This window comes from Streptomyces sp. 71268 (assembly GCF_029392895.1).
In the GTDB taxonomy this organism is placed as follows: domain Bacteria; phylum Actinomycetota; class Actinomycetes; order Streptomycetales; family Streptomycetaceae; genus Streptomyces.
Map to the genome: position 1 here is coordinate 7659550 of NZ_CP114200.1, position 25784 is coordinate 7685333.

The following is a 25784-nucleotide window of genomic DNA, read 5'->3' on the forward strand; positions in this document are numbered from 1 at the left end:
GCGCGGGTCACGTCTGGCGCCAGGTCCGCCAGGGGCGGGTGATGATCTCCCGGTAGGTGTGGTGGGACGGGTTCTGGCCGCTGTGCCGCAGGACCCAGTCCTGTGGTTCGGCGAAGTCCTCGCTCGTCGGTGAGGTCTCGCCGTCCACGGCGCACCGCATCGCGTACAGGGCCGGCTCCGCGTCCGGCTCGCGGTCGGGCTGGAGCGTCCAGGTCTCGTAGCGCAGGACCGAGCGAGGGGTCACCGTCCCCACCTCCGGTTGGCCACGGCCACCTTCGCGCTCAACTCCTCCGTCGGAGTCGGCGAACGTACGTCCTCGGGCGGCACATCCCACTCCCGGCCACCGCGCGGCGGCCGAAGCTGCACGTACGGCCCCACATGCCCCATCACCACGCCCACCTTGCCGCTCCGCCGGTCGACCACCAGGGCGCCGGCATCGGGCGAGACGGTGTGCCCGTCGACATCAGGGGTGGGGACCGTCATCGTGACCACCCCGGCGAGGCGGCGCGCGACCGGGCGTCCAGTCGCAGGGCGGGAACACATGGGGTGGCGCTCACTCGCACGGTGACGCTCCTCGGCGGCGTTGATGCGGGCCCCTGGGCCTGTCGGTGCCGCAGGGTCGGCACCGATCCTCACGCCGGTCACCGGGACGAAGGAACCTCCACCAAACCCCACTCCGGGACGTCCCGCACCGTGTAGAACGTCCCTGGTGCCGTCCTGAGACGAAGGGGGAGACTCATGCCGAACGAGAGACTACGAGCCGTCATGGCGGCGGGAGGCTGGACGTACGCCGCACTCGCCCAGCAGGTCGAGGTCGACCCCAAGTCGATCGAGCGCTGGGTGAACCTCGGGCGTGTCCCACGTCGTGCCACCGCCCTCCAGGCGGCCAAGGCCCTGGGAGAAGACGTGCACGCACTCTGGCCGGCGCTCCGCCAGGCCCGCCCCGCCCGCGCCATCAGCCCTGAGTTGGTGGCGCTCTACGAGCAGCGGGCCGACCTCCCTGTCTCGGCGTTCACCGCCCTGATGGCCCAGGCCCGGGAGCGGATCGACATCCTCGTGTACGCGGCCGTCTTCCTCCACGAGGCGTACCCGCGGCTGAACGAACTCCTCACCGAACGCGCCGCCGAAGGCTGCACCGTCCGCATCGCGATCGGGGAGGCCGACAGCGACAACGTCCAAGCCCGCGGCCAGGAGGAGCGGTTCGGCCACGGCATCGAATCCCGCTGCCGCCTCGCCCTCATGCACTACAAGCCGCTCGCCGACACCCCCGGCATCGAAGTCCGCACCCACGAAACCACGCTCTACAACTCCCTCTACCGCGCCGACGACCAGCAACTCGTCAACGCACACGTCTGGGGCGTCAACGCCTACGCAGCCCCCGTATGGCATCTTCGCCGACACGAGACAGACGGCATGTTCGACACCTATGCCGAGAGCTTCGACGCGGTGTGGGCGACGGCGACCTCCGTACGAGAGGAAGACTGACCGTGGCCCGCACCGAGTACTACGACGACCCCAACGCCCCCAAGCCGAACCGCATGGTCGTCGCCGCCTCCGCCGTCGTCACCGACGACCACGGGCGCATCCTCCTCCAACGCCGCCGCGACAACGGCCTATGGGCCTTGCCCGGAGGCGGAATGGACCTCACCGACTCCCTGCCAGGCACGGCCGTCCGCGAAGTCAAGGAAGAGACCGGCCTCGACGTCGAGATCACTGGCCTGGTCGGCACCTACACCGACCCGAAACACATCATCGCCTACACCGACGGCGAGGTCCGCCGACAGTTCAACGTCTGCTTCACCGCCCGCATCACCGGCGGCCAACTGGCAATCTCCGACGAGTCCACCGAACTCCGGTTCGTGCCGCCGGAAGAGATCGAACACTTGCCGATGCACCACACCCAACGACTCAGGCTCCAGCACTTCCTGGAACAGCGCGAGAAGCCGTACCTGGGCTGAACCGTCTGACGGCAGTAGCGACGGCAACAACCCCGCACAACCACGGACACCCACGCACCTCACCGGACCAGCAAACCGCACTTGACCTGCGAAAAAGCAGGTCGAAGGCTTCGCGTAGCACACGTACTATGTGCTGGCGGGCGAGACGCCGGTCCTGGTGCACAACAGCAACTGCGGCGTAACCATCGATGACGGCAAGTGGGATTACTTCTTCCGGCGCGTTAACTCCAATCCGCACAACGCGGAAAGGTCAGCTCAGAACGCCTATCAGCTGGAATCGATCGGAATCCGCGACAACGCTGAGGGGCGCGAAGTTTTGACCGGGCACTTCGATGAGGCGGCGAGGAGCGGGGTTGTGGAGACTTACGTGAATGCGAAGTCTGGACTCACGAACATGCGAACGGAGTCACTCTTGCATGGGCCGCGTGGTGCCCTCATGATTCGCGCCAACTTCGAAGTGACCGACAAGGGAGTACGGCTCACTACGATGATCCCCATCGGGGGGAGGGGCTATGGCAAGTGACATCATGGAGATTCCAGAGGATTTGGACTTCATCGAAGTCCTTGGTTCGGCTCCCGAGCCTACGGAATATGACCCTGATGTGTGGCGGGTCGAGACTCCGGTGGGCGGTGCTGGCGACCTTGTGGCACTGAGCTTTGATATCGGAGCAAGGTCTGTACGCTTGACCAGAGAGTCGATGGGAAAGTGCGATATCGAAATTTACCGCGAACAAGTGGATCGGATTCTCCTGTACTCGCGCGAGGGGGAGCGCGGGATTGTTGTGGAAGTGGACGTTCCTGGATTCAAGTGTGAACTCAGGGTCGTTGTGTCACCCATATTCCACCTAGCGGACCCAATGTTGCACCTGGGGTGTTGACGGGTGCGCGTGACGCAAATTCGTTAAAATGGGGATTTCTCGACTCTGGTCCTGTCGTTTCGACGACAGGGTCGTCGAGTTGGCCGCCCCATTACGCCAGCACAACAGAAGCCCCGCCGGGTGCCCTGGCGGGGCTTCTGCGCGAGGTGACGGCAGTAATGGACGCCAGCGTCAGCGAACGAGGGCGGTGGGGAACGGCGACGGTCCGCCGAGGTTCAGGCCTTCGTCGTGCAGGCTGAGGGGTTAACCCAGCCGGAGAGGGTCGGACGCGTTCGGCTGGCGCTTTCTGACTTCCGGGTCGAAGCCGCGTGGCTGCTGGCCTGCGCCCGCCGGCGTGGGTAGCCACGAGAACCGTCGCGCTCGGATGTCCCCGGGCCCCGCGCTGCCGCCCGTACGGCCGCGCGGCCCGCGCTCGTACCGCTGATCAGGCCGCGCGGCCCGCGCCCGTGCCGCTGATCAGGCCGCGAGGATCTCCCGTTCGCGGACCGGCGTCCTGAGCGTGGGCTTCTTGTTTGGCAGCGAGAGCCGGAAGACCTTGTGCCACGCGGAGAAGACCTGCTTGGGCAGTGGCCCGGTGACGTACTCCAGCTCGTACTTCTCGAACAGGGCGCGTACCTTGACCGCGACCTCGGCGTATCGGTTGCTCGGGAGGTCCGGGAACAGGTGGTGCTCGATCTGGTGCGACAGGTTGCCGGTCATGAAGTGCATGGCCTTGCTGCCGCTGATGTTCGCCGAGCCCATCATCTGGCGCAGGTACCACTGGCCGCGCGTCTCGTTCTTGATCGATCGGCGCTCGAAGACCTGCACGCCCTCGGGGAAGTGTCCGCACATGATCACCGAGTGGGACCAGATGTTGCGGACCAGGTTCGCCGTGAACGTGGCGGCGAGCGTGGGGAGGAACGAGCGGCCCGAGAGTGCCGGGTGGATCACGTAGTCCTTGAGCACCTGCTTGCGGATCTTGCGGCCCACGGCCCTGGCCCGCGCGCGGAACTCCGGGCTCTTGCGGCGGTGCTTGCTCAGGTTCTTGCCGAGTTCCAGGTCGTACGCCGCGATGCCGTACTCGAAGAAGCAGGCGTTGACGAAGTTCCACAGCGGCTGGCCGAGGTACACCGGATGCCACTTCTGGTCCTCGTCGACGCGCATGATGCCGTAACCGAGGTCGTTGTCCTTGCCGATCACGTTGGTGTACGTGTGGTGCAGCTCGTTGTGCGAGTGCTTCCACTGATCGGCGGGCGAGACGTGGTCCCAGTCCCAGGTGGTGGAGTGGATCTTCGGGTCGCGCATCCAGTCCCACTGGCCGTGCAGGACGTTGTGGCCGATCTCCATGTTGTCCATGATCTTCGCCACGGACAGACCGGCGGTGCCGATCAGCCACGCGGGCCGGAAGCGCGAGAACAGCAGCACACCCCTGCTGGCCAGCTCAAGCTTGCGCTGCGCCGAGATGACCTTACGGATGTAGGCGGCGTCCTTCTCACCACGGCTGGCGATCACCTCGTCGCGGATCGCGTCCAGCTCGCGCCCAAGCTCCTCGATCTGCTCCGCGGTGAGGTGGGCGGTGGGGTCGATAGCGGTCAAGGTTTTCCTACCGTTCGATGTCGCAGGAGCCCGCCGCGGCGGACACGCAGGTCTGGATGAGGACGCCCGGCTCGGCCTCGGTGATCTCGCCGGTACGCAGGTCGCGGACGGCGCCCGCCCTGAGTGGCGTGACGCAGCCGAAGCAGATGCCCATCCGGCACCCGGAGGGCATGAGCACGCCGGCCTCCTCGCCGACGTCCAGCAACGGGGTGGCGCCGCCGGCGTTGACGGTCTTGCCGGTGGTGCTGAACGTCACCTCGCCGCCGTCGCCGGCGACGACGACGCTGGGGCGGAAGCGTTCGGTGTGCAGACGCTCTCGGACGCCGTGCGCGGCCCAGCGCTCCTCGACGGCGTCGAGCAGGCCGGCGGGCCCGCAGGCCCAGGTCTCGCGCTCAGTCCAGTCGGGGACGAGTTCGTCGAGACGGGCGATGTCGAGCATGCCGTCCGTGTCGGTGTGCACCTCGGTGAGCCGCAGCTTCGTGTCCGCGACCAGGTGGTGCAGTTCGTCGCGGAAGATCACGTCGCGCGGCCGTGGCGCGCAGTGGACCATGACGACGTCGTCGAACCGGTTGTCGCGCAGCATGCCCATCACGGGCGTGATGCCGCTGCCGGCCGTCAGGTAGAGCACCTTGGCGGGCTTGGCCCGCGGCAGTACGAAGTCACCGGTCGGCTGGTCGAGCTGGATCAGCGTGCCCGGCTTGGCCCTACGGACCAGGTGGTTGCTGACCTTGCCGTCCGGGATCGCCTTCACGGTGATCGTGACGCGGCCGTCCCGGCGGTTCGTCGGCGAGGTGATGGAGTAGGCACGCCACAGGCGCACCCCGTCGACATCGACGCCGATCCGCATGTACTGGCCGGCTACGTGGCGGCGCCAGCCCCGTCCCGGCCTGATCACGATGGTCGCGGCGTCACGCGTCTCGGGGCGCACGGCATCGATGCGCCCACGCAGGTCAGCGCCCGCGCGCAGCGGGCTGACCAGGTCGAGGTAGTCCGACGGCGCCAACGGCGTCGTGACCATCTCCAACAGTTTCCACGCCCTGCTGCGGAGGGCTGCACTCGTCATGACTCCAGCTTGCTGTGCCTCAGGGCGTAAAGTCCTGACCGTAGGACGTAAATCTGGCCGGCCGAATTGTTCGCAGGAAACAAAAGAATGAGTCACGCAATCCGGAGGGCCAGCGAACTGGCCCTGGACGAGACGACGGTCACCGCGCTTCGGGCCGCGGTGACGACGACCGCCGACGAGATCGTCCAGGCGATCATCGACGAGGTCCCTTCCTACGCCAACGCCCTTTCGGGCCACATGGGCAGCACTATCCGCAGGGCCGTGCGCACCGCCCTGGGACACTACCTGGACCTCGCCAGCGGGGACGTCACGGGTGGCGACGCCGGTGACGCCGCCTACGAGCTGGGCCGCGGCGAGGTGCGCGACGGCCGTTCGATGGACGCCCTGCTCAGCGCCTACCGCGTCGGCGCCCGCGTGGCCTGGCGATGTCTGGCGGCGGGTGCCGTACCCGCGGGCCTGCCCGCCGCCGAGGTCGCCAAGTTCGCCGAGCTGACCTTCGCCTACATCGACGAACTCTCCGCCGCGAGCGCCGCTGGCCACGCCGACGAACTGGCCGCCCAGGGCCGGGCTCACGAGCGCCACCTGGAACACCTGGCCCGCGACCTCCTCGCCGGCGCGAGCCCGGACGCGCTGCTGGCTTCCGCCCAACGGGCCGGGTGGCAGCCCCCGGTCTCGCTGACCGCGGTCCTGCTGCCCGCTGCCCAGGCCCGGCCCGCCTACCGCGCGCTCGACCCGAGCACCCTGGTCCTCGACGACCTGCCGGACGCCACCGGTGTGCTGCTCGTCCCCGACGCCGACCGATCACGTCTCCTGCGCCAGCTCACCGACCGCACCGCCGTGGTCGGCCCGGCCCGGCCGTGGACTCGCGCGTCCGCCTCGTACGCACGAGCCGTACACGCGCGCTCCCTCTCCGCCGGTATTCGCGACACCGAGGACCACCTGCCCGAGCTGGTGCTGAGCGCTGACGCGGACGCGTTCGCGGACCTGCGTGCCCGGGCCCTCGCGCCGTTGGGGACCCTGCCCGTCGCGACCGCACGGCGGCTGGAGGAGACGTTGCGGGCGTGGCTGCTGCACCAGGGCAGACGGGACGAGGTGGCGGCGGCGTTGTTCGTCCACCCCCAGACGGTCCGGTACCGGATGTCGCAGCTACGGGAGCTGTTCCCGGATCTCGCATCACCGCAGCGGGTCCTCGAACTGACGCTGGCGGTCGGTCTCCGGGTCGGCTGCCAACCGGAGGACTGGTCGGGCCGGCCTGGCACACCGCGCGAGGGATGATGGGGAGGGAACAACGGAACGTGAGGTCAGGAGCTTCCATGGCGAAGCGGGTGCACCGCCCCCGAGAGGACGCCGAGTTCGACTTCATCCTCGGGATGAGCGGAGTTCCGGTCCTCGCGTACTTCACCGGGACGTGGCCCAAGGCGATCGAGCCCTGCCGGGCGATGGACCTCGTCGTGGGCGGCGTCGCCGACGACTACTCGGGCCGCCTGACGGTCGTCCGCGCCGACATCACGCGGTGTCCGGCCGCGACCGAGCGATACGGCACCGGAGCCCCGTCCTACGTCCTGCTGAAGGACGGGGAGACGGTGGCGCAGGGCACGGGCCCCATGACCCACGCCGAGGTACGGGGACTCCTGGACAGTCACCTCTGAGCGGGGCCGCCGCGACACGTGGCCGCGACGCCCGTCACGGTCCCGTCCAGGGGAGTCGCGTCGCCTGGGACACCCTGGTGCCGGGGCACCCTCGCAGGTCGTATAGCGATCGAGCGCTGCTGGCGCTGCGCGACGTGACGATCACCACGCCACGGTATGTCAGCGCGCCACCGCGCGAGGCGGGTGCTGCCGGAGGCGGTGGGGGAGGGAAAGCGGCATGGGCGAGCGGGTTGGGCAGGTGTGTGACTCGCAGTGTCCCGGCCCCGCGCGCGGGAAGCGGAAGCGGAGGCTTACGAAGCCTGCGCGCGGGCACGTGCAGGGGGACAGCCTTATATCAGGATGAACTGCGCGAAAGGAATTACTGTGTCGTTTCTCTGGGCCATCATCGCGGGGCTCATCATCGGTCTGCTAGCGAAGCTCGTCATCCCCGGCCGCCAGCCCATTCCCCTGTGGCTCACGCTGATTCTGGGCATCGTCGGCGGTCTCGCCGGCAACGGACTCGCCTCCGCTTTCGGAGTGCGCGACACCGGTGGCATCGACTGGATCCGCCACTTCTTCCAGATCGGCATCGCGGCTGTCCTGATCGCCGCCCTCACCCCCGTGTGGATGCGACGGCGGACCTGAACCGAGGCGGCGGTCGGCCACTGTGAAAGCGCGGCCGGTACCGGCGAGGCGCGCATGCGGATCGCGGAGGAGGGCGGTGTAGCCGCCACCTCAGCGCCCGTCGCGGACCATCGCCGACCCGCCGACCCGCGCGGTGACACCCACTGGTTTGCGTCGGGCCGAAGCGAGCACGCTGGCCGGTCGACCGAGGGTGTCGCCCCGCTTCACCTCGATCGCTACCGTCCGCGCCCCTGCCGTGTCGAGCAGGTGGGCGGCCAGACAACCGGTGCTGTCGGCGTTGGCGACTTCCTCGTCGACGCCGATCGCCGGCGCGAACATCCGCGCCGCACCCGGCTGGCCGCCCACCGGAGGCACGTACACGAAACAGCCGAGGAGCCCGTACCGCTGGCATGCCGCTGCCAGCCTGCCGAGGTGTGGGGGGATCCGGAGCAGCGTCGACCGGTACCAGCATGCGTGGTGTGCCGGGTGTGGCGATCAGCGGTGCGTCGGTCGGATGCGGATCGTCGGCGTGAGCCCGAGCGGGGCGACGGTCGCGGCGCGCTCGTTCGCTGCCGGGTGTCGCAGCGTGACGAGGCCCTGGTCGATGTCGGGCGAGGGGCGCTGGATCACCCGGCGCGGATCAGGCCGGTTTTCCGGATGTTCGGGGCCTCCCGGGTACGGCAGAGTGGTGCGGGAACCGCGAGCGGGCCCGGCGCCGACGCGTACCGGAGTCCGGTCGTGTCGGACTACGTCAAGGAGCCCGCGTGGCAGCACGTACCGGCAAGGACTTCCTCGATCGGCTCGCCCGCTCGCGCCCTACCGTGCACGTGCGGGGCGAGACCCTGACCGGAGGGGTGGGGGACCATCCCGCGTTCCGCAACGTCGTCCGTAGCTATGCGGAGTTGTACGACCTACAGCATTCCGACGCGCACAAGGACGTGCTCACCTACACCTCTCCCACCTCCGGCGAACGCGTCGCGACCTCGTTCCTCACCCCCACCACCCCCGCCGAACTCCGTAAGCGCCGCGAGGCGTTCGCCATCCGGGCCGAGCACAGCAACGGCATGCTCGGACGCACCGGTGACTACCTCAACAGCGCGCTGATGGCCATGGGCGCCGCGGCGGACTGGTTCGCCGAAGCGGACCCGGCCTTCGGTGAGAACGTCCGCCGCTACTACGCACAGGCCCGCGAGCAGGACCTGCTACTGAGCCACACGCTCATCCCGCCGCAGGTCAACCGGGCCCAGCCAGGTCCCAGGCAGGCCGGTGGGAGCGTCGCCGCGCGCATCGTGCGGGAGGACGACAACGGCGTGGTGATTCGGGGCGCCCGGATGCTGGCCACCATCGCGCCCTTCGCGGACGACCTCCTCGTCCTGCCCTCGACCGTACTGCGCGGCACCCCGCAGGACAGGCCGTACTCCTACGCCTTCACGGTCCCGATGGACACCAAGGGGTTACGCTGCGTCGCCCGCGAGCCGCTCGACCTGGGGCTGCCGCGCCACGATCATCCGCTGGCCTCGCGCTTCGACGAGCCGGACTGCGTCGTCGTCTTCGATGACGTGCACGTGCCCTACGAGCGGTGCTTCCTGCTGGGGGACGTCGAGCGGTGCAACGAACTCTTCACCCGGACATCGGCTGTGGTGCACATGTCGCACCAGGTCGTCGCCCGCACGGTGGCGAAGACCGAGTACGTCCTGGGCCTGGTCTCGCTGCTGACCGAGGCGATCGGCATCGAGGGGTACCAGCACGTCCAGGAGGACGTGGCCGAGGTGGCCATCGCTCTGGAGACGCTGCGGGCGTTCTTGCGCGCGGCCGAGGCCGACGCCGCCGTCAATGAGTTCGGGGTGCTCACACCCGCCTGGGCTCCGCTGAACGCCGCCCGCAATCTCTACCCCAAGCTCTACCAGCGGTTCCCGCAGATCCTGCGCAAGCTCGGCGCATCCGGGCTGATGGCCACCCCCACCACCCTCGACGTCACGGGACCGGCCGCCGCGGACATCGACGCCTACCTGCAAGCGGCGACGCTGACAGGGGCCGAACGCGTGAAGCTGTTCCGCCTGGTGTGGGACACCTGCCTCTCTGCCTTCTCCGGCCGACAGGCCCTCTACGAGTACTACTTCTTCGGCGACCCGGTCCGCATGGCCGCCGCGTACGTCGCCTCCTACGACCGGGAGCCGTACAAGGACCGCGTGCGCTCCTTCCTCGACGGCTACGCGGCTACGGAGACCGGGCACGGGTGAGAGTCGGCATGATCGACTCCACCCCTCCCGCGTCAGTGGCGACCGTCGGCGCCTCGGAATGCGGCTTCCTCCGCTCAGCGGGGGCCGCTGAGCGGATCGAGGAACCGGGCTTCCGCGCGCGGCGGGCGCACCTAGTCGGGTAGAGCGGGGGCGGCTCCACCCGGCGGCCCGCGAATGGCGCGGTGACCGGTGTCGCCGTCCACCGGGGGTACTCGCTCGGGCCCCCGGGCGCTCGGGGATGAGTGGGGTTTGACGCGCGGTCCGGGAATGGAAAGCTGCAAGTCGCCTCTGCCGCGCCTTTCCGTGCTGCGCCGGTCGTCCCGTACGCCCAGGCCCCCAGGGAGTCGCCGTGCCCGATGAACACCGCTTGCCCGACGAACCCCGCGCCGAGCCCGCGCCGTTCGTTCTCGCGGCCGTCACGCTGGACTGTGCCGACCCGCCCGGCCTCGCCGACTTCTACGCCCGGCTGCTCGGCTGGTCGACGCTCCTGCGCACCGATGAGTACACGTCGATCAGCGACGGGCGCGCCACGCTGTGCTTCGCGCGCGTCGCCGGGCACGAGGCCGCGCCCTGGCCGGACAGTCCGGCCCAACCCAAGCGTGCCCACCTGGACTTCTTCGTCAGGGATGTGGAGGCGGCGACGGCCGGGGCCGTCGCGCTCGGGGCCACCGTGCCTGGGCACCAGCCCGGTGCCTCACCCGACTGGCCAGGGCATCCGCCGTGGGCCACGCTGCTGGACCCGGAGGGGCACCCCTTCTGCCTGCTCCTACCACCCGAACCGCATCCGACCGACGCCCCGCGGGCCCAGCCGAGGAGGGGCCGCTGAACGGTTAGCCAGGGTGGAGCGCGGACGCGGTTGCGGGGCGAGCGTTGACCGTGACGTCGGTCGAGGAGGGCCGGGCCGCCCCGGCCGAGGGCGTGGCGTGCTGAAAGGCCACCACGTGGAGCTGCCGTTGTCCTCGTGAGGTGTTGTCGTACGACCGTGCTTGGTCGTGGCGCCTGAGTGTCGGCCCGCGAACGTGGTCCGCTGGCCTGGCTGCCGTGGTCGTATCGCTCGGCGACGATCCCGCCCACCTGCCGTGACGGGCCTGCATCGGCCTGATCAGGGTACTGGCCAACGCGTGGCCGAGTGGCCGGCCCGGCCTTCCGGGTGCGTGCCGCGCGTGCGGCGTTGACTGAGGAGGAGCATGACCGAGGATCGCCGGGTGGCGGACGTGGTCGTCGTCGGGGCGGGCCTGGCCGGCCTGGCGTGTGCGCTGGACGCCCGCCGCGCCGGATGGCGGGTGGCCCTGTTGGAGGCGTCCGACGGCGTGGGGGGCCGGATGCGGACGGACCGGCGGGAGGGGTTCCTGCTCGATCGCGGCTTTCAGGTGTTCAACACCTCGTACCCGCAGGTGAAGCAGCGGGTGAACCTCCGGAGCCTGCGACTGCGTCCCTTCGCCGCGGGAGTTGTCGCCCACACGCCCAAGGGGCCGGTTCGCCTCGCCGATCCGACCAGGGAGCCCCGCGCGGCGGGTGCTCTGCTGCCTGGACGGTTCCTCTCCGCGCGCGATCTGGCCGCGCTCGCCGTCCTCAGCGCGCGGGACACGGTCCTGCCCGCGTCGGCCATCAGGCGGGGCCGGGACCGGCCCACCTCGACGGCCCTCTCGCGGGCAGGGCTGTCGGACGCCGTGGTCGCCGACGTCCTGCGGCCGTTCCTGGCGGGTGTGTTCCTGGAGGACCGGCTGGAGACCTCCGCACGCTTCTTCCACCTGGTCTGGCGGAGCATGGCCCGCGGGACCCTGTGTCTGCCGGCGGGCGGCATCGGCGCCGTACCCGACCAACTCGCCGACGGCCTGCCTGACGGCGTCCTGCGCCTCGACACACCCGTCGTGCGGCTCACCGACGCCGGCGTGCTGCTGGGCGACGGAAGCGAGGTGCCGGCGAGGGCCGTCGTGGTGGCGACGGACCCGGCGACAGCCGCCCGCCTGGTGCCCACCCTGACCGCGCCGGACACCCGTACCGTCACCACCTACTACCACGCCACCGACGCCCTTCGGGCGGCCGGGCGAACCCTGATGGTGGACAGCTCCGGAGCGATCCTGAACACCTGCGTCCTCAGCGCGGTCGCTCCCGGCTACGCGCCCCCCGGCACCGCACTGGTCTCCACCTCCGTGCTGGGAACGGACCGCCCGGGCAGAGCGGAGGCGGTGCTCCGGCGGCTGGCCGAGCTGTACGACACCGACACGGGCGGCTGGAGGCGGGTCGCCACCTACACCGTCGAGGGTGCCCTGCCGGCGATGCTGCCGCCCTGGCCGCTGAGCCGCACCACTCGCCTCGGCCCGGGCAGGTACGTGTGCGGCGACTACCGGGCGACCGGCTCGGTACAGGGTGCCCTGGCCTCGGGGGCGCGCGCCGCGCGGGAGGTGTCCGCCGACCTCGGGAGGCGGAGATGACGTGTCACGGGCGGGCCGTGGCCCGCGGCGCGGCGGACGCCGCCGACGGAGAGCGCGTGGAGCGCCCGATGGCGGCCACCCACCCGGCGCCACGGCGGCTCCGGTGACGCCCCCCGCCGCCGAGGCCTCCGACATCGTCATCATCGGGGGTGGCGCTGCCGGCCTCAGCCTCGCGCACCACCTGACCGGCATCGCCCCCGTGACGGTCATCGAGCCGCCGCAGGGCCCGCCGCGCCCGGCGGAGCGTACCTGGTGCTACTGGCACGCGGGCGACGACGGCCTGGGCGAGGCCGTGAGCGCCTCCTGGCCCGTGCTGCGGGTGCACGGCGCCGACGGCCGCCCGGTCACGGTCGAACCGGCGCCGCTCACCTACCGCATGGTGCGCTCCACCGACTTCGAACGACTGGTCCACGGCCGGCTGGCCCGCTCGGGCGGCGGACGTGTGCTGCGCGCGACGGCGGAATCGGTGCGCGGCGTTCCCGGCGGCGCCGAGGTCCGGTGCGCGTCGCCGGACGGCCGGTCGCTGACGCTGCGCGCCCGCCGGGTGTTCGACTCACGGCCGCTGCGCACGCTGCCCCCGGCCCGCACGCACCTGCTGCAGCACTTCCGCGGCTGGTTCGTGCGCACCGCCACCCACCGGTTCGACCCCGGGGTCGCCGATCTGATGGACTTCCGGGTCCCCCAGCCGGCGCACGGTCTGGCCTTCGGCTACGTCCTGCCGCTGGCGCCCGACCGGGCGCTCGTGGAGTACACCGAGTTCTCCGGCAGCGCGCTGACCACCGAGGCGTACGAGTCGGCACTCGGCCACTACTGCCGCGACGTCCTCGGGCTTGGCGCGCTCACCGTGGAACGGGCGGAGCAGGGCGTCATCCCCATGACCGACGCCCGCTTTCCGCGCCGGACCGGGACCGCCGTCGCCCGCGTCGGAACGGCGGGTGGCGCCACCCGCCCGGCCACCGGCTACACGTTCGCCGCGGTGCAGCGGCAGAGCAGGGCCATCGCCGCCGCGCTGAGAGAGGGGCGGGAGACCATCCCCGCCCCGCACGGGCGGCGGGCGCTGGCCATGGACGCGATGCTGCTGCGCTCCCTGGACACCGGGCGGGTCAACGGCCCGGCCTTCTTCACCGACCTGTTCCGCCAGGTCCCGACGGAGCGTCTGTTGCGCTTCCTCGACGGCGCCACCTCGCCGCGTGAGGAGTGGAGCATCGGACTGCGCACCCCCGTCCGGACGATGCTCCGCACGGCGATCGAACTGCCCTTCGTGCCCCGTCGCCCCCCACCCGACGCGAGAACCGGAGATCACCACCGATGAACCCGCCGCACCGCCACGACCTGGTCCGCGCTGTCGACCACACCACCCATGCCGAGGACGGCCGCACCCCCGGCAGTGGATCGACCACGGGACATCCGACCACCACGGGAGAGGGCGCCGAATGACGGCCCGCCACACCAGCGCCGCCCGCCGAGGCCGCGACCGCAAGGCCGAGATCCTGGCACCCCCGCCAGGCAGGGACCGCTTCCGGCGCGGGGACGAGCCGTCCGTCGCGGTGGTCGGCGGTGGCATCGCCGGACTCGCGGCGGCCACCCTGCTGGCCGAACGCGGCGCCCGCGTCACCCTGTACGAGAAGGACAGCGCACTCGGCGGCCGGCTTTCCGGCTGGCCCACCAGGCTGTCGGACGGTTCGCGGGTGACGATGACCCGCGGGTTCCACGCCTTCTTCCGGCAGTACTACAACCTTCGCGGCCTGCTCCGCCGCACCGACCCCGCCCTCGCGCGACTGACCCCGCTGCCCGACTACCCCCTGCGGCACAGCGCCGGCCTGACCGACAGCTTCGCCCGCGTGCCGAGGACACCGCCGCTCAGCGCGCTCGGGTTCGTCGCGTTGAGCCCCACCTTCGGTTGGCGGGACCTGGCCGCCATGGACGTCCGGGCCGCCCTCCCCCTGCTCGACGTGCGGGTGCCCGAGGTGTACGAGCGCTTCGACGAGACCTCCGCCAGCGACTTCCTACACAGCGTGCGCTTCCCGGAAGCCGCGCACCACCTGGCGTTCGAGGTCTTCTCGCGCAGCTTCTTCGTCGACCCCCGTGAACTGTCCGCGGCCGAACTGCTCCTGATGTTCCACATCTACTTCCTCGGGTCGGCCGAGGGACTCCTCTTCGACGTACCGACCGAGCCGTTCCCGCAGGCCCTGTGGGACCCGATCGGCGACTACCTGCACCGCCTGGGAGCCACCGTGCGCACCGGCACCGCCGTCCACGAGGTGCGCCCCCGCGACGGCGGAGGCGCGGACGTGCGCACCGCCGCTGGCACCAGCGCTCACCAGGCCGTGGTGCTCGCCCTCGACCCCGGCGGGCTGAGGCAGACCGTCGCCGCGTCCGGCGACCTCGGTACCCCCGCGTGGCGCGAGGACGTCGCCACCCTGCGTACCGCTCCGCCGTTCCTCGTCTCCCGGCTGTGGCTCGACCGACCGGTCCACGCCGACCGCCCCGGATTCCTCGGCACCAGCGGCTACGGCGGCCTGGACAACGTCAGCGTCCTGGAACGGTACGAGGGCGAAGCAGCCCGCTGGGCGGCACGCACCGGCGGTTCGGTGGTGGAACTGCACGGCTACGCCGTCGAACCCGCGTCGGACCCTCAGCGGGTGCAGGACATGCTCGTCGACCAACTGCACCAGGTGTATCCGGAAACCCGTGGGGCACGCGTCGTCAGTGCCCGGCACGAGTGGCGCTCCGACTGCCCGCTCTTCGCGGTCGGCTCCCACCGACGGCGCCCCACCGTCCGCACCCCCCACGCCTGGCTGACCCTGGCCGGCGACGCGATCCGTTGCGATCTGCCGGTCGCGCTCATGGAACGAGCCGCCACCACCGGCTTCCTGGCGGCCAACGCCCTGCTCGCCGGCTGGGGTGTGCGGGGACAAACCCTGTGGACCGTCCCACGGTCGGGCCGCTCCCGCATACTGCGGGCGCTCGGGGCGGCCGTGGCGCCCCGGCCCTCCCCCTGACCGTCGTCCCGCGCCCGCCAGGGGGAGGCCGCGGACGCCCGCTCACCCGGGGAAGCGACCGGTGCCGCGCAGCGTCCAGCGGCGTTCGGCGTAAGCCAGGTCGTCGCGCCACAGCCGCCCGGCCGTACGCCGCATCAGCGGGCGCAGCACGGGAGCCGCGGCCCGGGCGAGGGCGAAGCCCGGCCGGTCGGAGGCGGCGACGACCGCCTCCACCACCGCGGTGCGCGGGTGCGCGTGATCCGGCGCGGTGAGCGGAGTCGCGTGTGTCTCCACCACGGACGTGGCCCCCTCGCCCTCGGTGATGCGCATGAGGACCGTGCGCGGGCCGGGCGCGGTGAACTCGGCCCGCACCGGCACCACCACGCGCCCGGCCACCCGGAAGGAGACGTCGACGACGAAGGCGTCGTCCCCCTCACCGGACGGCTCCCGCACCACTGACAGGTCGACGAACGAGTACGGGTGGAACCACGAGCCGTGCCACGGGTCGAGGCGGTTGGCCACCACGTCTTCCGGTTCGCACCGCCCCACCGCCGTGAACACCGCGTCCACCCCCGCGCCCGACGCCGGTCGCGAGGGCACCAACGGGCGTTCGGTGGGCTCCTCGCCACCCACCTCGTCCAGCCGTACCCAGACGAGCACGCCGTCGTCGTACACGGGAAACGGCTGCCAGCCGGCGAACGGGGAACCGTCCAGGGCGAGGCCGTGCCAGTGGCACACCAACCGCCCGCACACCACCCGGCTGTCGCGCAACGGGGCGCCGAGATGCGGGCAGATGCCCGAGCCGGCGTGCGGCGCGCCGCTGTCCGAGCGCCACAGCACGACCTCCACACCCCCGATCGTCCTGCCGTACGGGCGACCACCCGCGCGCACTTCCCGAGAAGCGGCGACGACGAACCAGTTGCCGGACGGGCGGGCCTGTGCCCGCTTGAGGGCGTCGGCGATGAGCGCTGGCCGCGCCTGCCGCCAGGTCGGCGTCTGCGCCGCCCAACCCGCGCCAGCACCCCGCCACCGCAACGGGATCGACCAGCGCTTGCCGTTTCCTCGCCCGCTCACCGCAGCGACCCCTTCCGCTCGACCACCGAAGCGCCCGGCGCCGCCCGGTGGCGCGGGGCGCGAGCGCGCCACCGGGCCCCGGTCACCCGTAGCGCGCCGACCGCGGCGATGGTCGCGCGACGCCGACGGGGGACCACCGCGCGACGCCGCAACACCGTGTAGTCCTGTGCGGCGATGGTGTCCAGGATCTCGCTGTAGAGGGTGAACGCGGCGTGGATGCAGGGGCGCACGCGCGGGTCGAGCAGGGCGAGTCCCGGCACCGCCGTCCGGTAGACCTCCCGCGTCATGGCCTCCATGGCGACCAGGGCGGCGCGGATCCGCGCATCGGCGCGTCCGGTACGCCGGCTCCACTCCAGCAGCGGCCTGTCCACGCCGTGGGCGGCGAGCAGGTCGCCGGGCAGGTAGACGCGGCCCCGGTCGAGGTCCTCGCCCACGTCCCGCAGGAAGTTGGTGAGCTGGAACGCCACACCGAGCGCCGCGGCGTGCGGGGCCGCCTCCTCCAGGGGCGCGACCGTGCCCAGGACCGGCAGCATCTGCAGGCCGATCACCTCCGCCGAACCGCGCATGTAACCCCGCAGGTCGGCGTAGGTCGGATAGTCCGTCACGGACAGGTCGGCACGCATCGAGGACAGAAAGTCGGCGAAGAGCAGGTGCCCGATGCCGTACCGCTCGGCGGTGTCGGCGACGGCCCACACCACCGGCTCGGCGCTGACGCCGGTACGCAGGGAGCTGGCGAGGTCGCTCTCCAAGCGGCGCAGTTCCCGGTCGCGCTGCTCGGGCGTCCGACGCTGGTCGAGGTCGTCGACGATGTCGTCCGCCCAACGGGCGAAGCCGTAGAGGGCGTGCACGGCGGACCGGCGTTCGGGCGGCAGCAGCCGGGTGGCCAGGAAGTAGGTCCTGCCGTGGCGGGCGTTGAGCTGCCGGCACCGGGTGTAGGCGGCGCGCAGCGCTGGGTCGGTGATGCCGGCCGCGTCCAGTTCACGCCGGGTCATCGGCGCCTGCCGGGGTCGGGACGCGGGGGCCGTCGGCCGCTGCCACGGGCGGACGCGTTCGGACGGGTCGGGGAGCGACGCCTCCGGTGACGCGCGCGGCGGCGAGCTTCCCGCTGACGAACACGGTCGGTACGCCGACACCCGGTGTGGTCCCGCAGCCCGCCAGCACCACGTTCTCCACCTCTCGTACGAGGTTGCGCGGGCGGAACGGCCCGGTCTGGGCGAAGGTGTGCGCGACCGAGAAGGGGCTGCCGGCGGCGTGGCCCTGCTCGGTCCAGTCGAGCGGCGTGACCAGGAGTTCCTCCTCGACGCTGGCCGCGAACCCGTCGAGGCCCCGGCGCTCCAGCTCGCTCACCAACTGCTCGCGGTAGCGCGGGCCGAGGTCCCGCCAGGCGGCGGCCGAAGGGCCGACCGTGGTGTTCGGGCAGGGCGCGAGGACGTAGTGAAGGTGGCGCCCCGGCGGTGCCAACGCGGGATCGTGCGTGGTGGGGCGGGTGATGAGCAGGGACGGGTCGCTCATCAGCTCGCCCGTGCGGGTCAGCTCGCGGAACGTGCGTTTCCACGCGGAGCCGAACGAGATCGTGTGGTGGGCGAGGTGGGGCCAGGTGCGGTCGGTGCCCGCGTGCAGGATGACGGCCGAGGGCGAGTGACGTAGCCGTACCGGGCGCCGGGGCGTGCGCCCCAGCAGCTCGTACGCGGCGGGCAGGTCACACGTCAGCACCACCGCGTCGCACGGGACGCGCTCACCGGATGCCAGGCGGACGGCGCGTACCCGGCCGGCCGACCGTTCCAGCTCGCTCACCTCGGCCGACCAGCGCAGGTCGGCGCCGGCCCGCGCCGCCGCATCGGCCATGGCGCGGGGGAGCGCGTGCACGCCGCCCTTGGGGAACCAGACGCCGGCCACGGTGTCCATGTACGCGATCACCGCGTAGGCCGCGAGGGCCCGGGCCGGTGGCACGCCGGCGTACAGCGCCTGGAAGGAGAAGACGCGGCGCAGGCGCTCGTCGGAGAGGAACCGGCCGATCCGGCCGTCCAGCCGCCCGAAGCCGCCGAGCGCCGCCAGCCGAGCCAGGTCCGGGTGCAGCAGTTGGAAGGGAGAGTCGAAGTTCGTGTCGATGAACCGGTCCATCTGCGCCCGGTACAGCCTCTCCAACCACTGCCGCAGGTCGCGGTAGCCCGCGGCCTCAGCGGGCCCGGCGAAGCGCCTGACCTCCGCCTCCATGGCCGCGCCGTCGGTGTGTACGTCGAGCGAGGACCCGTCCGCGAAACACGCCCGGTAGGCCGGGTGCAGGGCCGTCAGTTCCACGTGTCGGTGGAGGCTGTCACCGACGGCGGCGAACGCCTCGTCAGCCAGGTGCGGCATGGTCAGCACCGTGGGACCGGTGTCCACCTGGTACCCACCCAGCCGCGCACGGCCCGCCCGACCGCCCGGGCCGGCGTCCCGTTCGACGAGGGTGACCTGGCGGCCGGCGCCCAGCAGGTGCAGCGCGCAGGCGAGCCCCGACAGGCCGGCACCGACCACGACGACGTGGTCGGTGGGCCCCGGTACCCGCTTCACGCGACCTCGTCGGCACGGCGCGGGTCGGCACCCGTCGCGCGTCGGACCAGGGCCTCGAACGCACGCCGCACGGCCGGGGGCGCGCCGGTGCGCTCGAAGTGCCCGAGGCTCAGGCCCGTCAGTTCCTCGATCTTGGCCTCCACCAGGTCCCGGGCACCGGTGCGCCGCAGCGCCGCCCGCATCCGCTCCACGGCCCGCGCGGAGCCCGGATCGGCATCCGGCGCAAGCACCGCGGCGGCGTCGTCGTCCCCGGTGGCTTCGGCCAGTCGCAGCGCGACGGCCAGCAGATAGGTGAGTTTGCGCGACCGCAGGTCATCGTCGGCGGGCTTGCCGGTCAGCGCCGGCACGCCGAAGGCGCCGAGGAGGTCGTCACGCAGTTGGAAGGCCAGACCGGCGCACCGGCCGGCCGCCCGCAGCGCGTCCAGCACGTCGTCATCGGCTCCCGCCAGCATCGCGCCCAGGGCAAGGGGCCGGGCGACGGTGTACTGGGCACTCTTGAGGACGGCGATCTCCAGCGCCTCGTCGACGCCGGAGGAACGCGCGGCCTGGGCGTACAGGTCGCGGTACTGTCCGGCGACCATCTCGGTGCGCATCGCCCGCCACTCCTCGTGCAGCCGCGCGCCGTGCGGCGTGCTCAACGCCGTCTCCGTCAGCACGTCGTCCGCCCAGGCCAGCGCCAGGTCTCCGGCGAGTACGGCGGCGGACGTCCCGAACGACCGCGCGGAGCCGTGCATGCCCGCGGCCCAGTGCTGGCGGGCGAGTTCGACGTGCATGGCCGGGGCACCTCTGCGGCGCGAGGACTCGTCCATCACGTCGTCGTGCACCAGGGCACACGCCTGGAGCAGCTCCAGGGCGGCCCCCGTGTGCAGCACCGCCGTGGGATCACCTGAGCCGCCCGCGGCCTGCCACCCACAGTGAGCGAACGCCGTACGCAGCCGCTTGCCGCCGTGCTCGATCAGGGTGGCCAGCCGGCCGGCCAGGTCCTGGGCGAAGACGGCGTCAACGGCGCGGGACTGACGGAGTCGCACGTCAAGGGCGCGCTCAAGGACGATGCCAGCGGCGTGGGCGACCTCGGACGGGGAGAAAGCATCGTCGACGGGTTCAGCCGCCTTCGCTGGCATTCCAAGCATGCGCAACTCCTTCTCACTCTCGGTGATCGCACGTCAGTGCTCTCGCCGAGTGCCCGGCATGTATGCGCTCATTCCTGCCCGGCCTGACGCCGGAGCCGGGCCGGGTCACCCCAGCGGCCCAACAGCGCGGGGTCCACGACGTCGTGCCGCCCCGTTCGCGCTCCCGCGCGTGTGCCTTCTTTAGGTCGTCGAGCCGGTCGGACTGACGCAGGGGCAAGGCGTACTCGTCACGCGGTGGAGTGCGGGTCAAGCGGCACAGGCGCGACCGGGCGGTGATCACGCGATTCGACAAGATCACGGTCCGGTCCGTTTCGAGGCCACCGTCCTGGTCGCCGCGATCGGCGCATGGCCGCGACCTGCCGAAGGCGCCACCCGAGCACGCCATGCTGACCGCGACCAACTGGGCAGGGCGAGGGGAGGCCGCTGATGGGAGCTTGCTACTACGGCGCCGACAGTGAGAACGGCGACCGTTTCGAGGCCCCGTCCGAGGACGCGCTGTTCCTCGCTCTGGACGGGGCGTGTGCGCGCAGGATGGCGTCCATGTCGTTGGGGCGCAGTTGGAGTTGGGCCCGGTTGAGGTCCTGCTTGTAGTCGGTGAGCCGGGCGACGGCGGGGCTGTCGGCGCCGCTCAGCGTGGCGGAGACCTCGGCCAGGGCCGCGCGCAGGTCGCTCAGAGCCACCTCGTAGGGCTGGCCGCCGTACAGGCCGCCGGGTACCGGCTCGACGTGGGCGAGGATCGGGCGTGATGTCCTTTCGCCCGATGCGAAGTCCTGACTTGGCGCCACATGGCAACCCCCGACTCGCTGTCGGGATGTCGTTGGTTTGGTGGGCTCGGTGTTGTCCCCCAGAATCGGCGCATGCTGAGAGTTGGTTCCGTTGTACTGGGTGTCTCGGATGTGCCACGTGCGGCCGCGTTCTGGATGAAGGCCCTGGGGTACGTCCCGCGCGAGGAGATGAAGGACGACTGGGTGATCCTGGTTCCGGCGGCGGGAACCGGGGTGCAGCTGGCCCTCGACCGCAGTGAGACACCGGTCCAGGAGCATCCGCGCGTTCATCTGGATCTGTATGCCGGAGACGCGGCCGACCAAGCCGCCGAAGTCGAGCGACTGGTGTCCCTGGGGGCCCAGCGCGTCGACTGGGATCTTTACCCGGACGACGCCGACTTCGTCGTGCTCGCCGACCCCGAAGGCAACCGCTTCTGCGTCATCGACACCGGTAAGCACTGACGGAGGTCGCGACCTCTTGTAAGCCGGGTGGCGGAGCCTGACGCCGGACTCGCCCACGGCGCCCCGCTGCGGCCAGGACGCGCGAGACGGTCTGCGACGGCTGGCATCAGGCGATCGCACCGCTTCGCTGCCCCACGGGTACAGCTCCCGGCCGCGCCGGCGCCCGATCACCGCTCGGCGGCGTGCAACGGAGGCTGGCGGCTGGGCTGCCGGCCCGGGACAGCGCGGTCGTGCGCGCGGGGTCAGCCGGTTTCGTCGTGCAGGTATTCGGTGAGCGCCTTGCCGGGGCGGAAGGTGGCGGTTCCGTCCTGGCCGTGGAAGCTGCCGAAGCTTCCGAGGGTGACCGTCTCACCCTCTCTGAGCGCGCCGGCGATGACCCCCGGGCGGTCCATGGTCCCGAAGACCGTGTCGAGCACCCGCTCAACCTCTTCCGGAGCGAGCCGCTGCCCGCCGCCATCCCCGGCTGTCTCATCCGTGGTGGTGCTGACCAACTGGGCCTTGTCCATCCGTGGCACCCGCTCCCGATCCGTCGTAGCCGTACGCCCTCGCGCTCCACGATCGCGGCCGATCGGCCGCCGCGCACCTCCGGCCGGGCATGCGGTGGGACGCCGGGGCCACGGATGACACCCAGGCCAGGCGCCGGCGACCGCAGACGATGCCGGGCGCGGACGGGGCCAATCGGCGGATGCCGCGATGCGGGCCTTGCCCGGTGTGGCCAGGGTGGTCGTGTGCCGCCGGGGCCGGGTGGCCCGGTCGCGGAGCGTGGAGTGGAGTCGCCGGTGACGAACGTGAGCCCTTTGCGGGGGCGGTTGGCCGTGGTCACCGGTGCCGCGCGCGGTGTGGGGGCCGCCACCGCGAGCGCGTTGGCGCACCGCGGCGCCCGGGTGGCGCTGCTGGGCCGCGAGGAGGCGACACTGGCGGCGGTGACCGGACCGTTGCCGGGCGATGTGCGGTGCTGGGAGGTGGATGTCACCGACGACGACGCCATGGCACATGTCGCCCAGGACATCCGGGACCAGATGGGCCCGCCCTCGGTGGTGGTCGCCAACGCGGGGATCGCCGAGGGCGGACCGTTCACGGTCTCCGACCCGGCGACCTGGCGCCGCACGGTCGAGGTCAACCTCATCGGTAGCGCCGTCACCGCCCGCGTGTTCCTGCCCGCGCTGCTCGACACCCGCGGCTTCTTCCTCCAGATCGGCTCCCTGGCCTGCTTCGGCACCTCACCCCTGATGAGCGCGTACTGCGCCTCCAAGGCCGGCGTGGAGGCCATGACGCACGCACTGCGCGCGGAACTCGCGCATCGCGGAGTGGACGTGGGCATCGCCTACCTGAACTGGACCGACACCGACATGATCCACGACGCTGACCGGCACGCCGTGCTGCGGGAACTGCGGGCCCACATGCCGCGCCCGGCCAGGCGGGTCTACCCCGTCGAGGTGGTCGCCGCACGGCTGGTGGGGCAGATCGAACGGCGGTCGGCCACGGTGTACATCCCTGCCTGGCTCCGGGCCGTGCAGGTGGTACGGGCCGCACTGCCCCCCGTCGTCACCTGGATCTCCCGGCGGGAACTGCCCCGGCTGGAACGGGAGTCGGACCTGGCGGCCACAGGCCCGCTGGGCCCGGGCGGGCACGCGGCCCGCGAGCGCGGCGACCCCCCGGCCCCGCGCGCATGACGGCCCGCCGTGACGGCCGAGCCCTGCGCCAGGACCCCGGCCCGGGCGCGCCCGCGCGGGAGCGGGGGAGGGGCCGGTGGCGTGCGGCGGCCACCCGCTCACAGCCGTTCGTTCGCCAACTGGTGGTCGCTCGGCTCCGGCTCGGCGCCCCGGTGGCGCCGAGCACGGAGCAGCCGCAGTCGGTCGAGGCGGGAGATAACAGGAGAGGCGGTGACCCCGTGCAGGACGACGGAGCAGAGCACGGTGAAGATCACCACCGCCCACAGCTCCTCGGCCGGAACGTGGAAGTCCTCCTCTCCGAGCGCGTACGCGAGGTAGAACAGCGAGCCGACGCCACGGATGCCGAAGAACGCGGTGACCACGCGCTCGCGCGGTCCCGCGACCGTGCCGAGCTGGGCCGCCCAGCCGGTGAGCGGGCGCACCACGAGCAGGGCGAGCAGGCCGACGGCCGCCCCGCCCCACGTCAGGGAGGCCAGGGCGCCCTGCGCGACGTACGCGCCGAGCAGGAAGAGCAGGACGACGGTCAGCAGCCGCTCAATCTGTTCGACGAAGTCGTGCAGCACGGCGTGGTACCCGTGGGCGCGCTCGGCGGCGCGGATCTGGCAGGCGGTGACGAACACGGCGAGGAAGCCGTAGCCGTGGACGAGTTCGGTGAGGCCGTAGGCGAGGAACGTGGCGCTCAGGGCGACGAAGCCCTCCTGGTGCTCGGACAGCCGCATCGCCTGCCAGCCGGCGCGGAAGAAGGTCCAGCCGAGCAGCTTGCCCACGGCGATCCCAGCGAGCACACCGACCACGCACCGGTACCCGGCGTCCACCAGCAGCCAGTGCCCGACCCAATCGCCGGATAGCCCCGTGCCCGAGGCGGCGACCAGGCCGATGGCCGCCATGACAATGGGGAAGGCGAGACCGTCGTTGAGCCCGGCCTCGCTGGTCAGCGCGAAGCGCACCTCGTCCTCGTCGTGCTCGGACTCGGTGGGGGCACCAACGCGTACCTCGGAGGCGAGCACTGGATCGGTGGGCGCGAGGACAGCTGCGATCAGCAGTGCGGCGGCCGGAGGCCAGTCCAGCAGCCACCAGGCGAGCACGGCCACCGCCGCGATGGTCAGCGGCATGGTGACGCCCAGCAGCCGCCAGGTGGCACGCCACCGGCGGCGGCCCATGGGGCGGTTGAGGGCGAGTCCGGCACCCATCAGGGAGACGATGACGCAGACCTCGGTGAGGTGCTCCACCCACGCGCGGTCCGCCACCGGGTCCACGTCCGGAAGAGGCGTCGGCAGCAGGTAGAGGCCGATGCCCAGGAGCAGGAAGATCAGCGGCATCGAGAGCGGACGCCCGGCCACCAGGCGCGGCAGCGCGGCCGCGGCCAGCGTGCCTGCCCCGAAGACGGCGAAGAGAAAATCAACTGAGGTCACCGGACACGCGTGCCCCTGTCACACGTGCGTACGCCGACCAGTGACCGGAAGGTCAGCTTTGGTCCGGACGACGGCCCGGCGGGGCGGGGCCGGGCGCGGACCGGTCGGATGCGGCGGGGCGGCCGCCATGCTTGACCATGGTCTGCTGTGGGACGGAATACCCAAGTGATCGACTGGGTGCAGGTACTCGACCCCCTCGGGACTGCCGGCCGAGGGCCCGCCCTTCTGGACCAAGTGGAACATGATGAAGGCGCCGAGGCATAGGATCACCTTTGTGACGCACTGTGCCTCGAAGGTGCGACCGTGGTTCCGGCCAGCTTCGTCGCGCTTCCACGGCCCGTGGCGCTCGGTCGGACAAGTCCTGAAGCGCTGAGCCTGGCCGGGTCGATCATGCGCGGAACCCTCCAGGGCCACGGTGCTGACGACCTGCTGCTGATATGCACCGATGTGGTGGCCAATCACGGAAGCTACGGCTGGAGTCGCGGTTGACGGTGACGAGACATTATGGGTCTTCCGCGCTACGCGAGGAGAATCCGGCTGCGGCCGGTTTCGACCAGGCAGCCTGAACGATCACGTCATCCTGCATGCGGCCACCGTGAAGATGATGCTTACGAACTGGAACAGGGCTGAGGCACGATGTTCGGCACGGTGACGGCGGCAACTAGCGGCTTCGCATAACAGCGACTGAGTTCATCGAAGCGGTAGTGGCCGAACTTGGTGCAGGGCTCGTAGCCGTTGGAGATGTAGAGAGAGATGGCCTCCGTCAGGTTGATGCCGGTTTCCAGCACCATTCGGGCGCGGCCCACTGCTCGGGCGTTGTCTTCAAGAGCGGTCAGCACTCTCCGAGCCAGGCCGCGGCCGCGAGCCTCCGGGATCACATACATGCGCTTGATCTCCGCGTCGCCGTTCGCGTACCCCTCGTCGTTCTGGTCTTGGCTGCGCCAGCCACCTGTGCCCACCGGGATGCCCTCGTCATAGACGACTAGGTAGAGGCCCTGCGGCGGCTCGAACATGGACGGGTCCAGGGGCGTGACGTCGCCCTCGTCTCCGTCGTGTCCGTATCGCTCGGCGTACTCCAACTGCACGCGAGCGTTGAGCTTTACGGAATCGGCATGATCGAAAGAGACGTGACGAATCTCCATGCGCTCTATCGTATCTCTATGCATCGGTTCGGTCAGGCGGCTTGCGGCAGCCGGGGCGGAGCGACAGGCGGGCGGGACAGGCTCTTCTGCCTGCGGGTGAGTCGGCGGGTCGTCGAGGTGGTGGCGGCCCAGGTCCCTGTGAGCCCCGTACCGTCTGCTGAACCGGTCACCGCACCCCCGCCACGGGGGGCTGAG

At 71.4% G+C, this 25784-nt stretch carries 29 protein-coding genes; 15 read left to right on the top strand and 14 right to left on the bottom strand.

The features are described from left to right. Positions 1-7 precede the first annotated feature (7 nt). Together OYE22_RS30400 and OYE22_RS30405 are read right to left on the bottom strand one after the other, a co-directional pair. Complete coding sequence (locus OYE22_RS30400; RefSeq protein WP_277323393.1) at positions 8-253, bottom strand: hypothetical protein; 246 nt, start codon at positions 251-253, stop codon at positions 8-10. After that, positions 241-492 carry a hypothetical protein gene (locus OYE22_RS30405; protein WP_277323394.1) on the bottom strand — a complete coding sequence of 84 codons (252 nt, stop codon included), beginning with the start codon at positions 490-492 and terminating at the stop codon, positions 241-243. The genes OYE22_RS30400 and OYE22_RS30405 overlap by 13 nt, the downstream gene beginning before the upstream one ends. A gap of 246 nt (positions 493-738) precedes the next feature. Here OYE22_RS30405 and OYE22_RS30410 point away from each other — a divergent pair, with 246 nt between their 5' ends. The 4 genes from OYE22_RS30410 (at position 739) to OYE22_RS30425 (ending at position 2836) form a co-directional block, all read left to right on the top strand. After that, positions 739-1485 carry a helix-turn-helix transcriptional regulator gene (locus OYE22_RS30410; RefSeq protein WP_277323395.1) on the top strand — a complete coding sequence of 249 codons (747 nt, stop codon included), beginning with the start codon at positions 739-741 and terminating at the stop codon, positions 1483-1485. Between the two features lie 2 nt (positions 1486-1487). Next, on the top strand, positions 1488-1958 hold the full coding sequence (locus OYE22_RS30415) for an NUDIX domain-containing protein (RefSeq protein ID WP_277323396.1): 471 nt from the start codon (positions 1488-1490) through the stop codon (positions 1956-1958). 157 nt (positions 1959-2115) lie between these two features. Beyond that, the gene (locus OYE22_RS30420; protein ID WP_277323397.1) at positions 2116-2481 is read left to right on the top strand and encodes a hypothetical protein; all 366 of its coding nucleotides are present in this window, start codon (positions 2116-2118) and stop codon (positions 2479-2481) included. Beyond that, entirely contained in the window at positions 2471-2836 is a 366-nt protein-coding gene (locus OYE22_RS30425) for a hypothetical protein (protein ID WP_277323398.1), read from the top strand. The genes OYE22_RS30420 and OYE22_RS30425 overlap by 11 nt, the downstream gene beginning before the upstream one ends. Positions 2837-3292: 456 nt before the next feature. Here OYE22_RS30425 and OYE22_RS30430 read toward each other — a convergent pair whose 3' ends face one another. Next, positions 3293-4411, bottom strand: coding sequence for an acyl-CoA desaturase (locus tag OYE22_RS30430; protein WP_277323399.1), 1119 nt, complete (start codon positions 4409-4411; stop codon positions 3293-3295). 7 nt (positions 4412-4418) lie between these two features. Next, positions 4419-5474, bottom strand: a complete 1056-nt coding sequence (locus OYE22_RS30435; RefSeq protein ID WP_277323400.1) for a ferredoxin reductase — start codon at positions 5472-5474, stop codon at positions 4419-4421. An 87-nt stretch (positions 5475-5561) separates the two neighbouring features. Here OYE22_RS30435 and OYE22_RS30440 point away from each other — a divergent pair, with 87 nt between their 5' ends. From OYE22_RS30440 to OYE22_RS30450, 3 genes are all read left to right on the top strand, one after another. Beyond that, entirely contained in the window at positions 5562-6749 is a 1188-nt protein-coding gene (locus OYE22_RS30440) for a PucR family transcriptional regulator (protein ID WP_277323401.1), read from the top strand. A gap of 38 nt (positions 6750-6787) precedes the next feature. Continuing rightward, on the top strand, positions 6788-7123 hold the full coding sequence (locus OYE22_RS30445) for a thioredoxin family protein (RefSeq protein ID WP_277323402.1): 336 nt from the start codon (positions 6788-6790) through the stop codon (positions 7121-7123). A gap of 363 nt (positions 7124-7486) precedes the next feature. Next, entirely contained in the window at positions 7487-7747 is a 261-nt protein-coding gene (locus OYE22_RS30450; RefSeq protein ID WP_277323403.1) for a GlsB/YeaQ/YmgE family stress response membrane protein, read from the top strand. A gap of 90 nt (positions 7748-7837) precedes the next feature. On the opposite strand, the gene OYE22_RS30455 is transcribed toward OYE22_RS30450, so the two are convergent. Together OYE22_RS30455 and OYE22_RS30460 are read right to left on the bottom strand one after the other, a co-directional pair. Next, positions 7838-8179, bottom strand: a complete 342-nt coding sequence (locus tag OYE22_RS30455) for a PhzF family phenazine biosynthesis protein (protein WP_348652284.1) — start codon at positions 8177-8179, stop codon at positions 7838-7840. Between the two features lie 42 nt (positions 8180-8221). Next, entirely contained in the window at positions 8222-8356 is a 135-nt protein-coding gene (locus OYE22_RS30460; protein WP_277323404.1) for a hypothetical protein, read from the bottom strand. A gap of 134 nt (positions 8357-8490) precedes the next feature. Between OYE22_RS30460 and hpaB the strand changes: the two genes are divergently transcribed. The 6 genes from hpaB to OYE22_RS30490 all read left to right on the top strand — a co-directional run bounded on the left by hpaB (position 8491) and on the right by OYE22_RS30490 (position 15403). After that, positions 8491-9966, top strand: coding sequence for a 4-hydroxyphenylacetate 3-monooxygenase, oxygenase component (hpaB, locus tag OYE22_RS30465; RefSeq protein WP_277323405.1), 1476 nt, complete (start codon positions 8491-8493; stop codon positions 9964-9966). Positions 9967-10333: 367 nt separating this feature from the next. After that, on the top strand, positions 10334-10792 hold the full coding sequence (locus OYE22_RS30470) for a VOC family protein (protein ID WP_277323406.1): 459 nt from the start codon (positions 10334-10336) through the stop codon (positions 10790-10792). Positions 10793-11153: 361 nt separating this feature from the next. Beyond that, positions 11154-12401 (top strand): NAD(P)/FAD-dependent oxidoreductase, encoded by a 1248-nt coding sequence (locus tag OYE22_RS30475; protein WP_277323407.1) that lies wholly within the window; start codon positions 11154-11156, stop codon positions 12399-12401. Between the two features lie 103 nt (positions 12402-12504). Then, positions 12505-13713 (top strand): lycopene cyclase family protein, encoded by a 1209-nt coding sequence (locus OYE22_RS30480; protein WP_277323408.1) that lies wholly within the window; start codon positions 12505-12507, stop codon positions 13711-13713. Continuing rightward, positions 13710-13838, top strand: a complete 129-nt coding sequence (locus OYE22_RS30485) for a hypothetical protein (protein ID WP_277323410.1) — start codon at positions 13710-13712, stop codon at positions 13836-13838. The genes OYE22_RS30480 and OYE22_RS30485 overlap by 4 nt, the downstream gene beginning before the upstream one ends. After that, positions 13835-15403 (top strand): FAD-dependent oxidoreductase, encoded by a 1569-nt coding sequence (locus OYE22_RS30490; RefSeq protein WP_277323411.1) that lies wholly within the window; start codon positions 13835-13837, stop codon positions 15401-15403. The genes OYE22_RS30485 and OYE22_RS30490 overlap by 4 nt, the downstream gene beginning before the upstream one ends. A 42-nt stretch (positions 15404-15445) precedes the next feature. Here OYE22_RS30490 and OYE22_RS30495 read toward each other — a convergent pair whose 3' ends face one another. The 5 genes from OYE22_RS30495 to OYE22_RS30515 all read right to left on the bottom strand — a co-directional run bounded on the left by OYE22_RS30495 (position 15446) and on the right by OYE22_RS30515 (position 20921). Next, positions 15446-16456: a DUF5914 domain-containing protein gene (locus tag OYE22_RS30495; protein ID WP_277323412.1), complete on the bottom strand. Its 1011-nt coding sequence runs from the start codon at positions 16454-16456 to the stop codon at positions 15446-15448. After that, positions 16453-17448 (bottom strand): phytoene/squalene synthase family protein, encoded by a 996-nt coding sequence (locus tag OYE22_RS30500; protein WP_277323413.1) that lies wholly within the window; start codon positions 17446-17448, stop codon positions 16453-16455. The genes OYE22_RS30495 and OYE22_RS30500 overlap by 4 nt, the downstream gene beginning before the upstream one ends. After that, the gene (locus OYE22_RS30505) at positions 17435-19006 is read right to left on the bottom strand and encodes a phytoene desaturase (RefSeq protein WP_277323414.1); all 1572 of its coding nucleotides are present in this window, start codon (positions 19004-19006) and stop codon (positions 17435-17437) included. The genes OYE22_RS30500 and OYE22_RS30505 overlap by 14 nt, the downstream gene beginning before the upstream one ends. Next, positions 19003-20136 carry a polyprenyl synthetase family protein gene (locus tag OYE22_RS30510; protein ID WP_277323415.1) on the bottom strand — a complete coding sequence of 378 codons (1134 nt, stop codon included), beginning with the start codon at positions 20134-20136 and terminating at the stop codon, positions 19003-19005. Before OYE22_RS30510 ends, OYE22_RS30505 begins: the two co-directional genes overlap by 4 nt. A gap of 440 nt (positions 20137-20576) precedes the next feature. After that, entirely contained in the window at positions 20577-20921 is a 345-nt protein-coding gene (locus OYE22_RS30515) for a hypothetical protein (RefSeq protein WP_277323416.1), read from the bottom strand. 72 nt (positions 20922-20993) lie between these two features. On the opposite strand from OYE22_RS30515, the gene OYE22_RS30520 reads away from it, so the two are divergent. Beyond that, complete coding sequence (locus OYE22_RS30520; RefSeq protein ID WP_277323417.1) at positions 20994-21362, top strand: VOC family protein; 369 nt, start codon at positions 20994-20996, stop codon at positions 21360-21362. Positions 21363-21604: 242 nt separating this feature from the next. Here the strand turns inward: OYE22_RS30520 and OYE22_RS30525 are convergent, their stop codons facing one another. Further along, the gene (locus OYE22_RS30525; protein ID WP_277323418.1) at positions 21605-21868 is read right to left on the bottom strand and encodes a hypothetical protein; all 264 of its coding nucleotides are present in this window, start codon (positions 21866-21868) and stop codon (positions 21605-21607) included. A 273-nt stretch (positions 21869-22141) separates the two neighbouring features. Between OYE22_RS30525 and OYE22_RS30530 the strand changes: the two genes are divergently transcribed. Continuing rightward, positions 22142-23035 (top strand): SDR family oxidoreductase, encoded by an 894-nt coding sequence (locus tag OYE22_RS30530; protein ID WP_277323419.1) that lies wholly within the window; start codon positions 22142-22144, stop codon positions 23033-23035. A gap of 98 nt (positions 23036-23133) precedes the next feature. Here the strand turns inward: OYE22_RS30530 and OYE22_RS30535 are convergent, their stop codons facing one another. Beyond that, on the bottom strand, positions 23134-24447 hold the full coding sequence (locus OYE22_RS30535) for a cation:proton antiporter (RefSeq protein WP_277323420.1): 1314 nt from the start codon (positions 24445-24447) through the stop codon (positions 23134-23136). Positions 24448-25055: 608 nt separating this feature from the next. Beyond that, a complete protein-coding gene (locus tag OYE22_RS30540) occupies positions 25056-25589 on the bottom strand; it encodes a GNAT family N-acetyltransferase (protein ID WP_277323421.1) in 534 nt (177 codons plus the stop codon). Positions 25590-25784 lie beyond the last annotated feature (195 nt).

Coding starts and splice junctions, on each gene's coding strand:
- OYE22_RS30410 (WP_277323395.1), top strand. CDS start 739: ATGCCGAACGAGAGACTACGAGCCGTCATGGCGGCGGGAGGCTGGACG.
- OYE22_RS30425 (WP_277323398.1), top strand. CDS start 2,471: ATGGCAAGTGACATCATGGAGATTCCAGAGGATTTGGACTTCATCGAA.
- OYE22_RS30435 (WP_277323400.1), bottom strand. CDS start 5,474: ATGACGAGTGCAGCCCTCCGCAGCAGGGCGTGGAAACTGTTGGAGATG.
- OYE22_RS30440 (WP_277323401.1), top strand. CDS start 5,562: ATGAGTCACGCAATCCGGAGGGCCAGCGAACTGGCCCTGGACGAGACG.
- OYE22_RS30445 (WP_277323402.1), top strand. CDS start 6,788: ATGGCGAAGCGGGTGCACCGCCCCCGAGAGGACGCCGAGTTCGACTTC.
- OYE22_RS30475 (WP_277323407.1), top strand. CDS start 11,154: ATGACCGAGGATCGCCGGGTGGCGGACGTGGTCGTCGTCGGGGCGGGC.
- OYE22_RS30485 (WP_277323410.1), top strand. CDS start 13,710: ATGAACCCGCCGCACCGCCACGACCTGGTCCGCGCTGTCGACCACACC.
- OYE22_RS30490 (WP_277323411.1), top strand. CDS start 13,835: ATGACGGCCCGCCACACCAGCGCCGCCCGCCGAGGCCGCGACCGCAAG.
- OYE22_RS30500 (WP_277323413.1), bottom strand. CDS start 17,448: ATGACCCGGCGTGAACTGGACGCGGCCGGCATCACCGACCCAGCGCTG.
- OYE22_RS30510 (WP_277323415.1), bottom strand. CDS start 20,136: ATGCTTGGAATGCCAGCGAAGGCGGCTGAACCCGTCGACGATGCTTTC.
- OYE22_RS30520 (WP_277323417.1), top strand. CDS start 20,994: ATGCTGAGAGTTGGTTCCGTTGTACTGGGTGTCTCGGATGTGCCACGT.
- OYE22_RS30525 (WP_277323418.1), bottom strand. CDS start 21,868: ATGGACAAGGCCCAGTTGGTCAGCACCACCACGGATGAGACAGCCGGG.
- OYE22_RS30540 (WP_277323421.1), bottom strand. CDS start 25,589: ATGGAGATTCGTCACGTCTCTTTCGATCATGCCGATTCCGTAAAGCTC.